The following is a 13403-nucleotide window of genomic DNA, read 5'->3' on the forward strand; positions in this document are numbered from 1 at the left end:
ACAGACAGTATTTACACAGACAGTATTTACACAGACAGTATTTACACAGACAGTATTTACACAGACAGTATTTACACAGACAGTATTTACACATAAAAAAGAAATACTGCTTTGACAATTACTCGTTTCTCATCAAAGAGAAAAAAGCGCACATGGTTTAGTATTAATAACAACTAAACGTAATTGGTAGCGGGGGCCGGATTTGAACCGACGACCTTCGGGTTATGAGCCCGACGAGCTACCAGGCTGCTCCACCCCGCATCAACGTCGTGTCTTTGAAGTGTTTTACTACCTCGCCAACAGAGGCTGCGCATTATAGGGAGGAGCATATGCAGGGTCAAGCGATTAAATGAAAAAAATTTTAAATACTTTAAATTCGCTCACCCAACAAACAAATAGCAGTTTTTTAAGTCAATTTAGCGAGCTTTCGATCGGTAGAATGCAAAAAAGCTCGTACACACAGATAAAGCACAACACCATTCAGCAAGTGCCAAATAAAATGTGTTCCCAGTGGGAAAGCATTACAGATCTGATTATCGATGGTTCGAAACGACAGCGAAACAGTAAAAACGGCGGCCGCACCAATCAACATCCAACTCGAAGGTTGATTCGTTATCTTGTGATAGATACCCAAGCCAAGCACAAAGGCCAAAGGTGCTAAGTAAGATTCTGAACCGTTAACCTCTAAGGGCAACCGACCAATCAGAGTTCCTAATACCAGGAACGATATCAACGCAATAGCCACCGTTACTAGTGAGACTTTAACAACATAGCGAAGATAACCGCCCAAAAACACCAATTGAAACAGCGTGATAGGGCCAACGTCGGCCATTAGAGACCAGCGATTAGCGAGTGTATGAAACGCACTACTGCCCACACCTATGGCAACCAGTAATGCCATCATGGCCAGAAGCACAATTCGTTCACCGGCTTCAAGAAAGGGAAAATTAGCACGCGCACGGGGAATTAAAACAATAAAAGCAATTATGAACGCTAGGTTGGTAACAGCATTGAAAGGTTCTGCCCAAAAACTCGCGTCCAGTCGCTCGCAATAAAAATCGATCATTCGTTCTAAATGGCCTGTTCAGTGTGGATAAAATTGGTTATCGAATCAAACCATGTACACACTCAGAATGCTAGATATTCACATAAAAACAGGCCAAAGCAAGCTGCAAAAAACTCCAATCAATAAGATCCGAAGCAACTTGTTACGATCAAATTAACCCTAATTCAATACAATCACAGCAACGTTAATACAACCCAAACAACGTTAACACAACCAAAGCAACACAAAATATTACGCGACCCAATTGTTACGAGTTATCAACTAAGCAATCGGCTCTTCTTCAAAATCATTGAGCGCTTCACAACGAATTCGTTCTTTAGCGCTAGCACCTAATAACTTGGCAAGCCAAGGCGGTGGATTATGGGCCATAACTTTTTGTAAACGGCCTAAAACCTCACGAGCTTCGCCGCCACTGATTTCTTTAATGGGATAAACACCGGCACGAATGACCTTTGCTGCCGCAGGTCCGCCGACAGACACAAAATAACCCACATCACAGTCGTTAATTAAATTGGCTCTAAAAAGGTTTTTATCGTCCGAAAAATCCGCCTGTAATGCAGAGCGCGCATCAATTAACTTTAATTCGGTAGCACTCATCTGATAAATTAAATAGCGAATGCAAGAACCAAAATGCCCATTAAGCTGCTCCTCACTATTAGAGGCCACCGCAACGCGAATACTGCCTTCAACCGGGCCGTTAAAGGTTTGCAGTTCAAATCGCGTTTCTTCGGCATTATCACCCCAAAGAATCCGTACAGCCTCTTTCATTTCCTCCAAGCCAATACCAATGTCTTCGCCATCTTCCTCACCATCTACGCTGGCAAAGCTGGTTTTTAAATCGGTGACAGTTACTGTTTTTAAAGTATCTTCGGTAATTTCACCGTCTAAGCGTGAAAATATAATTTCTAACAACTGACCAACCGAAATACCCGGTAAAACTCTTGCTGCCAAAGCAATTTTTAGGGCAGCTTCGCGATCTAAATTAGGGGCAGTCATTAGATTAACTCCACAAATATAGAGAAATTTATGAAAGGAAACGCCAGATGATCCAGTGTTTCCGAAGTTGCAAAGATGTATTAACAATTTCAATAAAAAACTCTGATAATCGCAGAGTTTCTAACAACACTAAATGTGTCGTTAGTTTCAAGAACGGTAACGGATTGAAATTGTGAATTAATTAAAAACGAACGTATCGGAGAATGCTAAAGAGAAATTTGCACCAAACCAGTTGGTTTAGCATTCCACTCATCAAATGTAAACGCACTAATGCTTAACGCGTGCAGTTCTCCACTGGCTAGCTGATCGGTGAAACCCGATAAAACCAACTGCTGACGTTTCATTTTACTCATACCATCAAACGTATCGCTTACAATGGTAACGTTAAAATCACAATCTGCACCACTAACTTCAATCTCTGCATCACTTACGGTTTGCAGTATTTTTTCTTCAACGGTACTGATTTCCATAACTGCAACTCTCTTAAACCAATGACGCTACAGATGCTTTTGTTAAACTGCCGTCGGCAACCATGTCGCAAATAATATCGCTGCCACCAATTAATTCACCATGAACAAATAATTGAGGGAACGTTGGCCAATTTGAAATCTTAGGTAAACGCTCACGAATAAAGGGTGACTTCAACACATTAACGTAAGCAAACTCAATATTGGCCGATTTTAGTGCTGCCACCGCGGCTTTAGAAAAACCGCACTCGGGCGCTTCGGGAATACCTTTCATGTACAAAATAACCGGATTAGAAGCAATTTGATTTTTAATTTTTTCTTCAGTAGTACTCAAAATATAATCCTCTCAGAAAGTGAACCGAAAAATAAAACTCCGAACCTACTACGTTTATACTGCCAACGATAAGGTTTGCTGGGCAGAGTCTATGCTCAGACCTTTATTAACGTGTTTTAGCCACTTTAAAATTTTAGGTGTAGATGCAACATCTAGAGCGGTAAACTCATCAAGCGTTGCCAATTTAGGATTAGCGCCCGCTTTTAGCAGAGTAAATACCATCGCTTCGCGGCCAGCAGAGGCCGCATAAATTAGAGCGGTGGCACCGTTATCGTTTTGGGTATCAAGATTAGCTCCGGCATCAATTAACGTTTGTAAGGTATGCTCATCATTACCATAACAGGCCAACCAAACTGCCGTATTGCCATCGTTATTCGTTGCGTCCAAATCAGCGCCGCGATCAATTAATTCTATAACATATTCGGTTTTTGCATTTCGCGCTGCGTACATCAATGCCGTCTCACCATTAAAACCTTTTCGATTTAAATCGTTACACGAATAACCGTGATCATTTAACCAATCGCAAACGTGTTTTGGCATTTTTACTTGATGTGATTTAACCCATTCTTCATACCCGCCAATGAGGCTAAATACTTTCTGGAAACCGAAATCCATAAATAAATCTGCCATTGCTTCACTTTCTGAGCCGTCGTCACAATACAACAGAACCGACAAATGTTTATTCATGTTCTGAAGAAACATTTTTAAGTTTTCTTTGCCAAAATTTAACGCATTGGTGATATGACCACAGCGGTACGAAAGTCTGTCTCTTAAATCAAGAATAACAACATTCTCTTGTTCAATCAAAGCGTTTGCTGTCGACACGTTTATGCTAGAAAACGGATTCATGCTTCACCTCGGGTTTCGAACTTGGCAATAAACTCACTTCGCGCAAGTAATTAGAAGTTAAATGTAATTAAATAGAAGTTGTTAAGCTTGCAAATCTCTCTGTACTTTGATTGTTATTTTCTTAAAATTTAATTAATGGTTTGATTATAAAAACACAGCTCTTTAAAAATTTTAGAAACACATAAATTGATCACAACGAAAATATAAAAAACTACGAATGACCCAGAGTTTCCAGCAGCACAAGAATGTGTCGCCAACTTCAATTTCTATCCTCTGATTAAATCGTGGATGGGTTAGTCAAAGGTTCCTATAAGTTATCAATCCTAAAATCGGAGCGACTCGGGCTCATCTCTCAAATGATGATATCCAGAAAAGCTAGTGATTCTGTGATCCACAATTGGCTTACCCACCGCCATTTGATAAACAAATTGTCGATCAAATCCTTTTAAACCTAAAAGCTCGTGAAAAGGATCATCAAAAAAACAACCGATGCCTGTTGCGGCTAAATTTCTCGCCGTAGCGGTGTAATAAATTTGCTGCGCCAAAGCACCAGCCTGCCAATACAATTGCTTGTAACCTAATCCCTGTCGGGCTTGGAGAACAGACATTAAAGGCGCCAAATATCCAACCGTAAACGCACAATCTGAAGCAATCGCCTGCTGGCAACACATACGTGCCGCCAATTTACGGCAGTCAAGCGATTTTAATAATTGCAATGGATACTTCGTATTTAATTCCGTCCGTTCAGAATGATCCAACACATTGGTATTGAGTGGTTCATTGTCTTGAGAATTTTGTAATCTCAACAAGGTATCCGAAGAATCGCCTAAACTGTACACACCTGGTACGAGTCCCTGCACATTGTGAACCAAAAAAATAAAATCTAAGTTGAATTGCGAACCGTGTTTATCGGCATTATTTAATATGGGTTGATCGTAAATTACGAGTGCATCTAAAAGAGCAATAAAATCGTCTAACGATAGCTCAGACTTATCAAAACGCTGTGCGCTGCGGCGCGATAACGCCACCTGCGAAAACGATTTATCGCTAATATTTAGGCTTGCATCAGTATTTCTAAAGAATTCTGTGGGTGAATTAAGGATTCGCGCAGACAATGAATCATCAGCATTAACTATTGAGCATTCTGTGGCCGAGCGTATTTTTTCTATAATTGGCCACTTGTAAGGGCTTCTACCGCCTAATCGATTGGGAGAACCCAAAAACAGATTCGAGTCTGTTTTCTCGTTGTTTTGATTTTTATCAAGTGACAAAAGCGCGTTTGTCCATTTTTGGATTGTAGCATTCGTGACAACGCCCGAATAAACAAACAACAAACAATCCGAAGACTCTTGTTCTTCCCGCCGAAGATTTTCTACATAATGTTCGTGGTTAAAACCTAAAAATTCCGATAGCGCCTGCGGGGATAAGTTATCGATCAAACAGCATTGCCATCCTAAATTTTTAGCTGCGTAGGCAGCACAGGATATTGCGTGGCCTATGTCTAATTGAGCATATCGAAATGCACGCTCTCCGTATTTCCATGACTCACGTCCAACAATAGAACTAAAGGCAACAAAAAAGCCCGATGATTGAGGCATGGATAAATGCGAGCGTCGCTCTAAACTGTGATCTAACACCGAATAATGCCATAAACTGGCAGCATCTCGATCTGCCTTTTCGGAATCGTCAGGAATGATTAAATGATCGGGAATAATTAGGTAGGTTTCGGTAGGATGTAAATTACCGCTGGAAGGATTTACGCGAAGACTCCAAGAATCAGGGCCGAGTTGCTTCCACGCGCTTAATCCGAACCCAAAGCGTAAAAACTCAGCAATACTTTGTTTGCTAAAAGGTTGAGATAATTCCGACCCGGAATCCATCGCACTCGGATTCTTAAAAAAATCATTAAATGGTATTCCGGCGCTGTAGGTTAGAGGTAGAAAAGTTTTTGGTGCCTTGTTGAAGGTACGAAACACGTTGGGTTGATCGTCCCAATCGAGAGTATCTGGCCCTCGGGCGTATGCTTCGAAACGATGTTTAGTTCGTTGATGGTAATCCAAAATAATATCATTAACTGATGAACATTCTGGATTTTCTGGCTTGGGTTTTTGGTTCTGTTTTTCAAAAGGCGGGGCTGTAGTTTCGACCACAATTACTCCTCTGGGCCAAAACATTCCTGATAGGCCGCACATTGTTCACAACTTGGCGCGCGACAAACATAACCACCTTCACGCTCGCACAATTGCTTATAAAAAAACTTTTTCCACTTCATGTCTTTGGTGTTTTTTAAGGCCAAATCACGAAAATTATTCAGTAATAAATCACCCAGCATTGCACGGTTAGGCAAGCCTAAATCTCGCCACAAATGATCACCGCCCATACAGGCAGCAGCAACAATTTCGGCCATCCATTCCACACTTGCGTCAATTACAGTCACATCAAGCAGCAATAAATCTTTAATTTCTTGCCATTCATCCAAACGCATTTCTAGTAAGGATTGCCTTAAATCGTCGTCTTCAGCTTGTGTTGCAAATAAATCGTTATAGATCTGATGATCTTCAGATCGTTTACCTAAAAATAAATACAACGCATTTTTAAATTGTGTCTGATGTTTAGGAGACAAGCCTAGGTTATGAGGTAAACAGGTGAGCCCTTGGCGTTGTGAACGAACAATTTCTAGAAAGACTCGGCAATTAAAAAAATGCAGCTGGTTGGAGTTATTTTCTTTAGAAACAGATTGATCGGCTCTATATCGATTCTGCTCATTGCCACTCAAGGTTTGCGCACTATCATGACTGAAATATTCAGTGGTAGATCCTAAAAAATCTTTTATTTTTTCACTAAGAATCAGTTTGTGTACAAGATTATTCATAATCAACCCATTTCAATAGCGCTAAACAAACTATAGTAACCTGTGATTAACTCATCCATATTTAATCAGAGGTTCCTATACCTTCACGCAGGTTTCAACATCGTCATTAGGTTTTACTAATTGCTCGGCCAGAGCTTTATCAACCTTCAAAAGATCGGCTAACATTGGCCAATCGAAACCCACCGTTTTAAAATCATCGATACTAATCAATGGACGCCGAATCAATACCGGATCAAGACACATAGCATCAAGTAACTGATCTTCCGTCATGGAATCAGGAGTCATATCTCCCTGTTTTATTGCAGGTGCAGTCTTATTGTACCATTGTGACTTTGGCGCATTAACAAAATACGAAATGAGCGTTTCTTTGCGCCAAGGATAGGTTAATAAATTTTCTTCTTGAAATTCTATACCCGCCTCTTGCAAAATTTTTCTCTGCTTACGATTATTAATACAAGTCGGCTTGCCGTAGAAAATAACCTTAGGTCTGCTCAATTTTTCAATCCACTGTAACAACAAATTTTCAATCCACTGTAACAACAAAATGCCAGTCTTAAGAATATAGGAAACTCTGATTAACCTGAGTTTCTCGCGACACTAGGATGTGTCGCCAATTTCAAGAACGGTAAGCGATTGAAATTGTGAACAAATTGGAAATCGCATTGTCAATTTCTGTCCTCTGATTAAATCATGGATGAGTTAATCAGAGGTTCCTATAATTTTTATCTTGCCTGAATTTCTCGCAGAGCTTCTTCCATTTTTTCAGGAGGAATACCGGTTAGTGAACCCATTGGATTGATGGCATTACCCTGCGCATCCAATATGGTTTCTTCAATTGGGCAAATACTAGAACACTGCGGATCAGCGTAATCGCCCTCACACTCGGTGCATTTTTTGGGATCAATAACAAAATGTTTAACGTCAGCAGAAAGATAAATCGCATCGTTTGGGCAAACCGCAGAACAGGCATGACAACTTACACAGGAATCAACAATGGATAATGACATTTCAGCATCTCCGATTTTATTCAGCATTTAACCTTGATAGTAATAGTAGAAAATGATAACTATCAAAAAATACCGGTACCAAGGTTTATTAACGTATCTTATAGGACTTCTGAATAACTCGTTCTCGATTTAATCAGAGGACAGAAATTGAAAATGCAATTTTCAATTTGTTCACAATTTCAATCACTTACCGTTCTTGAAATTGGCGACACTTCCTTGTGTCGCGAGAAACTCTAGGTTAATCAGAGTTTCCTATATAAAAAAGCACTCTCGATAATCGAGAGTGCTTATATCAATCAGGCAGTGGCGAGACTTTCCTCTTCAACTTCTTCCAAAGCGCCAGATTCAATCATCTCTTGATAAACAGCCATTACCGCGTCGTCAATTGGCTCCATGGCGTGTTCGCCATTGGGTTGAATTCCGGCTTCTTCCAAAAGACCCCAGGGTTCAAAACCAATTTTAGAGCAGAGTACGGCCTCACAACCTTGCAATGCCCGAATACTTCCGGCCAATGCACTTTCTTTTTCGCCACAACTGTCGCCACCAATACAATATTGATCGACCTTGCGGTGGCTAATAAAGCGAACACCGTCTTGAGATGCTTCATAAATTAAAAATTCGGTAGCGTGACCAAAATGTTGATTAATTACACCTTGGCCACTGGTTGCAACTGCCATAAGCACGGGTCGATATTTTTTACTGCTTATGACCGGCGTTGCGGCTGCGGCTAAACGGGCTTTTTTCGCTTGTTTCTCTGCGAGTTCTTCTTCAATACCTTGATGAACAGCCGCACGTACTTTCATGGCTTTACCGTAGTCGATATCCATTTTAGCGATTTTATCTAACGTGAATTCTTCACCGCGATCTTCGCCTAAAAGACCCACAGCGTCGGCACGACATTGACGGCAGTGACGCATCATGTTCATATCACCCGAACATTGATCTTGCAAATCTTGTAATTCTTCGGGGGTTGGTCCGCGTTGACCCATCACACCATAAAAAGTACCGTGCTCGGCTTCGGCAATTAATGGCATTACGTTATGTAAAAATGCACCTTTCGATTTAACGATACGGCTCACTTCTTTTAAATGCTGATCATTAACACCCGGAATCATCACCGAATTTACTTTCACTAAAATGCCCCGAGCGGCAAGCATTTCAAGACCTTTTTGCTGTTGCTCGATCAGAATTTTTGCACCTTTAATTCCGTGAATACGGCGATTATTCCAATAAATCCATGGATAAATTTTGGCACCAATTTCTGGATCGACGGTATTAATAGTGATAGTAACGTGGTCTATGTTGGTTTTTGCTAGCTCTTCAACACTCTCGGGCAACGCTAAACCATTGGTAGAAACACACAATTTAATGTCTGGCGTCTCTTGGGTAAGCATGCGGAATGTTTTAAAAGTGCGTTCTGGATTTGCTAATGGGTCGCCGGGTCCGGCAATACCTAACACGGTCATCTGCGGAATATTCGCCGCAACGGCCTTTGTCTTCATCACGGCTTCTTCTGGCGACAGTAATTCTGAAACAACACCGGGACGAGACTCGTTGGCGCAATCGTATTTACGATTACAGTAGTGACATTGAATATTACAGGCCGGAGCCACCGCAACGTGCATGCGCGCAAAATAATGATGCGCTTCTTCTGAATAACAAGGATGATTATAGACTTTCTGGCGAATATCCTCGGGCAGATGAGACATTTGATCGTCTGTACTACCGCAAGAGCCCGAAGAACATCCCCCCTCCTCACTTGCAGATACTGCTTCATTTATCACGCTAAGATCCATAATGAACTCCTTAACCTGCCATATCACAAAATTGGTTTTAGGAAGTGGATCGTCGGCTTTGGTGTTAACCTTGTCATTTGACAAAATTAATTGCGATTCACCGAGCAACAAATGCTTAAACAGTTAAACAATAAAATCTCTGCATTCTCAGCCAAAAATATTTTCAACAAAAAACACTTAGATACATTATTTTAAATTGTTAGAGCACATTTTATTTACCGACGAACTACCTCTGTTTGTAGTCATTGGTTAAATGCAACCTCTGTGCCGCGATAAATAAAAGCTTACAAGCTTGTTTTACAAGGGTTTTTTAAATAATTGTCGGTTTAACGACACAAACATCAACAAACTGAAACAACAAAAATGTCTATTTAACAACAGAAAAAAGATTAAAATAACAAGAGTTTTGCTAGGTAATTGTTTGATAAAAAGCAAACAATTACAATATTATAAAAATAAGAATCACTAAAACGACTTGCAGCAGCTAAAAAGAAACTCAGATTAATCCTGATTTTTCAGCAACCTAAGAATTTGTCACCGGTTTCAAAAACAGCGCATCAAGGAATTCAAAAACAGCACATCAAGAAAATTGTATCGAAAATAGCAATCACAGGATCAATTACTGCCCTCTGATTAAATCAGGCAAGAGTTAATCAGAGGTTGATACCTATAAAAAACACGAGTTTCGTTTTAAACCACTTTTTACAACAACCGCTAGCTCTTAACTTTAAATTTTCCGCATATTAATTTTTAACGTTTGAATACGATAAGCAATTTGTCGTGGCGTCATTCCTAACAGTCTTGCGGCTCTGGCCTGTACCCAGCCCGCTTGTTCGAGCGCAGCGGTAACGCGTTCACGCTCATCGAGATTTTGATCGTTTAAATCTACGTCGGATACCACCGGTCTTGCCGGTTCGAATTTGGGCTGTTCATTGGTTGTCATAGAAATAACATCCAAATCAATACTGCCATCCTCACACATAACCGCCGCACGTTCTAAGCAGTTTTCAAGCTCGCGAACATTGCCCGGCCAATTGTGCGACATGAGTGTTCGAATTGCTCCATCGGTAATTCTTAAAGGACGACCTTGTTGTTTACCGATTTTATCCACCAAGAACTCCGATAATTCTGGAATATCTTCGACCCGTTCCCGAAGCGGCGGCAAATTAATAGGCATTACGTTGAGGCGATAATAAAGGTCTTCCCTAAACTTGCCTTCTTCAATATCGCTTTCTAAATTTCTGTTAGTTGCGGCAACAATACGAACATTAACTTTAATGGTTTGGTTGCCACCAACTCGTTCTAACTCGCTCTCTTGTAAAACCCGCAACAACTTCGCTTGGAACATTGGAGAAATTTCACCAATTTCGTCTAAGAATAAAGTTCCGCCGTCGGCTTGTTCAAAACGACCTTGCCGTTGCTTTATGGCACCGGTAAAAGCGCCTTTTTCGTGACCAAATAATTCAGATTCTAAAAGGTTTTCAGGCAACGCAGCACAATTGAGTTTTACAAAAGGTTTGTTGCTACGAGGTGAATTGTAATGAATAGAACTGGCGATTAGCTCCTTACCGGTACCCGACTCGCCGCGGATCAGTACGGTACTGTCCCATTTACCCACGCGTTTAATTTGCTCGAAAATTTTTCGCATCGAATCGGAGCTACCAACAACCATTTTATCAAAACTGAATTTGACGCGATTTTTGCGTTGCTGATCGCCATGATCTATGGTTTGAATGGATGAAACATTACTGGAGGAAGAACCAGCACGAAGATTGTGAGAGAAAAGATTCGCTGAGAAGTTTAACAATCGCGTTAAATCCGACAACCATTCCTGCGCTGGAAAATCCGGTTGAACGGCAATAACACCTTGTACAACACCTTCTGCGGTTTTAATAGGAACACCGATAAAAGGCAAATCATAATCGTACAAATCGAGTTTATGCAAAAAATCGGGTGCGCTTGCAACACGCCCTAAAACAATACTTTCGCCACTCGATAATATCTTACCTAAAATACCTTCACCCGCTTTGTAACGAACGCTGTGGGCCTGTTTTTTCACTAATGGATCATCAATATTTATTGCATTAATACGCAGCTCTTTTTGTTCGTTATCGGCAAGAGCAATAATTCCGTTGGCCAGACCAACTTCCTGATCCAATAATCGCAGCGCTTCCAGATGGGTTTTATCCAATTCCAAAGACTTGCACAAAATTCGAGATAATTGATAGGCCACCTCAAATTCTTTTTCGAGCAATTTTTGCCGATTTTCAAACATCGGCGATCGATCTTGCGGATTAAATGCATTCATCATACGACCTCCGAAGGGAAATTATTGTTCTTGCGCAGTAATAGGTAGATGCACAGTAACTTTGCATCCGGGAAAACCGTCTTCACCTTCAGTTGTGTCGTTATTTGCGGGCCCAATTGACACTAAGCCTGCGTGTTCATTCACAATTTCTTGAACCATACTTAAACCCATTCCGCGATTACCATTAACTGCACGTTTTGTTGTAAAAAATGGCTCAAACACTTTTAGCGATAAATCATTGCTAATTCCCGATCCAGTATCAACAACTTCGAGTACCACAAAATCGTTTTCTAAATAACTACTGATTGTTAAATCACGCACCGACGCTCGGCTCATTTCAATCGATTCGATAGCGTTATCAACCAGCTGCTTTATCATTGTTCGCAGGCGATTCTCACCACCAATAATTCCCGGAAGATGAGGCTCGGGATGCCAAAAGAATTCAACACCTGCGGCACTCATTTTTTCTGCACAAATAGAAATAACTTCTCGGGTAACTTGATTAATATTGACGGAATTAGTTGATGTGTTTTGCCAGACCGGGGCTTGATTAGTGAGAATATCCAGCGCCTTTTTACCTTCATTTAACGCAGCTCTTACAGCATCAAGAACCGGGTCGTCGGCACGGTTATCTTTATTGGCTCTTTTTTCCAGTAAAGATACCGCAGCGGCAATCATGTTGACCGGTTTTTCAAGTTGATGGATTGCACCGTGGTAGGTCTCGGTCATTGATCGGATAAATTCTTCTTCTGCAACCAACTCTTTTAAAGTATGCAGCCGCAGCTGATCTTGACGTCGTCTTAACCCGGTAATTTCATTTAATACAAACAGCGTGTACGTGTAGGTGGCGCGATCAAAGAAATAATCGATAGAGTCATCATTAACGGTTATTGGGGTCGCGAAACAGGTAAAAGACCGAGTGCCAAAACCGCTCATATCAAAAGACAATTCGGTTCCATTTACCTGAACACCGCCGCCTCTTTGCAAAGAAAATCCGTCAATTTGTGCGTTTAACGCATTAATAACTTCTTCAATGGGCTCTTTACCCATATCCGACGCAAGCGCCTTATAGCTTAAATTATCGAGTAGAACCTTACCCTGCTGATCCAACACAACGGTTGGAGATGGACTGGAATTAACAACCGCTTCAATTAACGACTTATTATTGGTGACTTGGCTTTGTAAGCGATGCATGTCGGTAACATCGCGATGCATACCTAAATAATTGGTAACTCTTCCGGTCTCATCCATAACCGGAGCAACGGTCAGCTCGGCCAAATATCGAGTGTTGTCTTTTTTCCGATTTACCAAAACACCTACCCAAGGTTTTTTCTGAAATAACCTTCCCCATAGGGTTTCGTATACCAGAGGCGGAGTCGTGTGATTAGAAAGAATCGATTCGTTCTTACCTACCACCTCTTCGGTGTCGTAAGCTGTGACTTGACTGAATGCTTTATTAACATAAAGGATATTAGCGTGCAGGTCTGTAATGGAAATAGCGACCGGGCAACTTTCGACAGCCTTATAAAAAATTTCGTTAGAAAGAACCGTTTCGCCGCGATCGCCCGATGGCCGATTTCGACCAATGGTTGGCGATTTAGAATCAATGGTTGACGGAATGTTAAAGGGTGAACTAGAACTCTTATTCATAAGGCGCCACTACTCCAAGGTTTATCACCGAATACTGTCCGGTTTGTCACAGATTGAA

12 protein-coding genes and 1 tRNA gene are annotated in these 13403 nt (G+C 41.0%); all 13 read right to left on the bottom strand.

What is annotated here, in order from left to right; all coding sequences use genetic code 11:
* Positions 1–184 precede the first annotated feature (184 nt).
* The 13 genes from ACYQ28_RS09615 to nifL all read right to left on the bottom strand — a co-directional run bounded on the left by ACYQ28_RS09615 (position 185) and on the right by nifL (position 13345).
* Positions 185–261: transfer RNA gene (locus ACYQ28_RS09615), tRNA-Met, on the bottom strand.
* A 145-nt stretch (positions 262–406) separates the two neighbouring features.
* Positions 407–1066: a ceramidase domain-containing protein gene (locus tag ACYQ28_RS09620; protein WP_460049668.1), complete on the bottom strand. Its 660-nt coding sequence runs from the start codon at positions 1064–1066 to the stop codon at positions 407–409.
* Between the two features lie 261 nt (positions 1067–1327).
* Positions 1328–2062, bottom strand: a complete 735-nt coding sequence (locus ACYQ28_RS09625; protein ID WP_460049669.1) for a dinitrogenase iron-molybdenum cofactor biosynthesis protein — start codon at positions 2060–2062, stop codon at positions 1328–1330.
* A gap of 206 nt (positions 2063–2268) precedes the next feature.
* Complete coding sequence (locus ACYQ28_RS09630) at positions 2269–2532, bottom strand: BolA family protein (protein WP_460049670.1); 264 nt, start codon at positions 2530–2532, stop codon at positions 2269–2271.
* A gap of 13 nt (positions 2533–2545) precedes the next feature.
* Positions 2546–2863: a Grx4 family monothiol glutaredoxin gene (grxD, locus tag ACYQ28_RS09635; protein ID WP_460049671.1), complete on the bottom strand. Its 318-nt coding sequence runs from the start codon at positions 2861–2863 to the stop codon at positions 2546–2548.
* A 54-nt stretch (positions 2864–2917) separates the two neighbouring features.
* On the bottom strand, positions 2918–3712 hold the full coding sequence (locus ACYQ28_RS09640) for an ankyrin repeat domain-containing protein (RefSeq protein WP_460049672.1): 795 nt from the start codon (positions 3710–3712) through the stop codon (positions 2918–2920).
* 323 nt (positions 3713–4035) lie between these two features.
* Positions 4036–5862, bottom strand: a complete 1827-nt coding sequence (locus tag ACYQ28_RS09645) for a SagB/ThcOx family dehydrogenase (RefSeq protein ID WP_460049673.1) — start codon at positions 5860–5862, stop codon at positions 4036–4038.
* Between the two features lie 2 nt (positions 5863–5864).
* On the bottom strand, positions 5865–6584 hold the full coding sequence (locus ACYQ28_RS09650) for a nitrogen fixation protein NifQ (protein ID WP_460049674.1): 720 nt from the start codon (positions 6582–6584) through the stop codon (positions 5865–5867).
* Between the two features lie 75 nt (positions 6585–6659).
* Positions 6660–7079 (bottom strand): ArsC/Spx/MgsR family protein, encoded by a 420-nt coding sequence (locus ACYQ28_RS09655; protein WP_460049675.1) that lies wholly within the window; start codon positions 7077–7079, stop codon positions 6660–6662.
* Between the two features lie 227 nt (positions 7080–7306).
* Entirely contained in the window at positions 7307–7591 is a 285-nt protein-coding gene (locus tag ACYQ28_RS09660; RefSeq protein ID WP_460049676.1) for a 4Fe-4S dicluster domain-containing protein, read from the bottom strand.
* A gap of 296 nt (positions 7592–7887) precedes the next feature.
* Positions 7888–9387, bottom strand: coding sequence for a nitrogenase cofactor biosynthesis protein NifB (gene nifB, locus ACYQ28_RS09665; RefSeq protein ID WP_460049677.1), 1500 nt, complete (start codon positions 9385–9387; stop codon positions 7888–7890).
* Positions 9388–10114: 727 nt separating this feature from the next.
* Complete coding sequence (nifA, locus tag ACYQ28_RS09670; RefSeq protein ID WP_460049678.1) at positions 10115–11698, bottom strand: nif-specific transcriptional activator NifA; 1584 nt, start codon at positions 11696–11698, stop codon at positions 10115–10117.
* Between the two features lie 18 nt (positions 11699–11716).
* Positions 11717–13345 (bottom strand): nitrogen fixation negative regulator NifL, encoded by a 1629-nt coding sequence (gene nifL, locus ACYQ28_RS09675; RefSeq protein ID WP_460049679.1) that lies wholly within the window; start codon positions 13343–13345, stop codon positions 11717–11719.
* Between the last annotated feature and the right edge of the window lie 58 nt (positions 13346–13403).

Source organism: Sessilibacter sp. MAH1, from assembly GCF_054658315.1.

Bases quoted from the DNA above. Each gene is read 5' to 3' on its own strand.
- ACYQ28_RS09620 (WP_460049668.1), bottom strand. From the start codon at position 1,066: ATGATCGATTTTTATTGCGAGCGACTGGACGCGAGTTTTTGGGCAGAA.
- ACYQ28_RS09625 (WP_460049669.1), bottom strand. From the start codon at position 2,062: ATGACTGCCCCTAATTTAGATCGCGAAGCTGCCCTAAAAATTGCTTTG.
- ACYQ28_RS09630 (WP_460049670.1), bottom strand. From the start codon at position 2,532: ATGGAAATCAGTACCGTTGAAGAAAAAATACTGCAAACCGTAAGTGAT.
- ACYQ28_RS09640 (WP_460049672.1), bottom strand. From the start codon at position 3,712: ATGAATCCGTTTTCTAGCATAAACGTGTCGACAGCAAACGCTTTGATT.
- ACYQ28_RS09650 (WP_460049674.1), bottom strand. From the start codon at position 6,584: ATGAATAATCTTGTACACAAACTGATTCTTAGTGAAAAAATAAAAGAT.
- ACYQ28_RS09660 (WP_460049676.1), bottom strand. From the start codon at position 7,591: ATGTCATTATCCATTGTTGATTCCTGTGTAAGTTGTCATGCCTGTTCT.
- nifB (WP_460049677.1), bottom strand. From the start codon at position 9,387: ATGGATCTTAGCGTGATAAATGAAGCAGTATCTGCAAGTGAGGAGGGG.
- nifA (WP_460049678.1), bottom strand. From the start codon at position 11,698: ATGATGAATGCATTTAATCCGCAAGATCGATCGCCGATGTTTGAAAAT.
- nifL (WP_460049679.1), bottom strand. From the start codon at position 13,345: ATGAATAAGAGTTCTAGTTCACCCTTTAACATTCCGTCAACCATTGAT.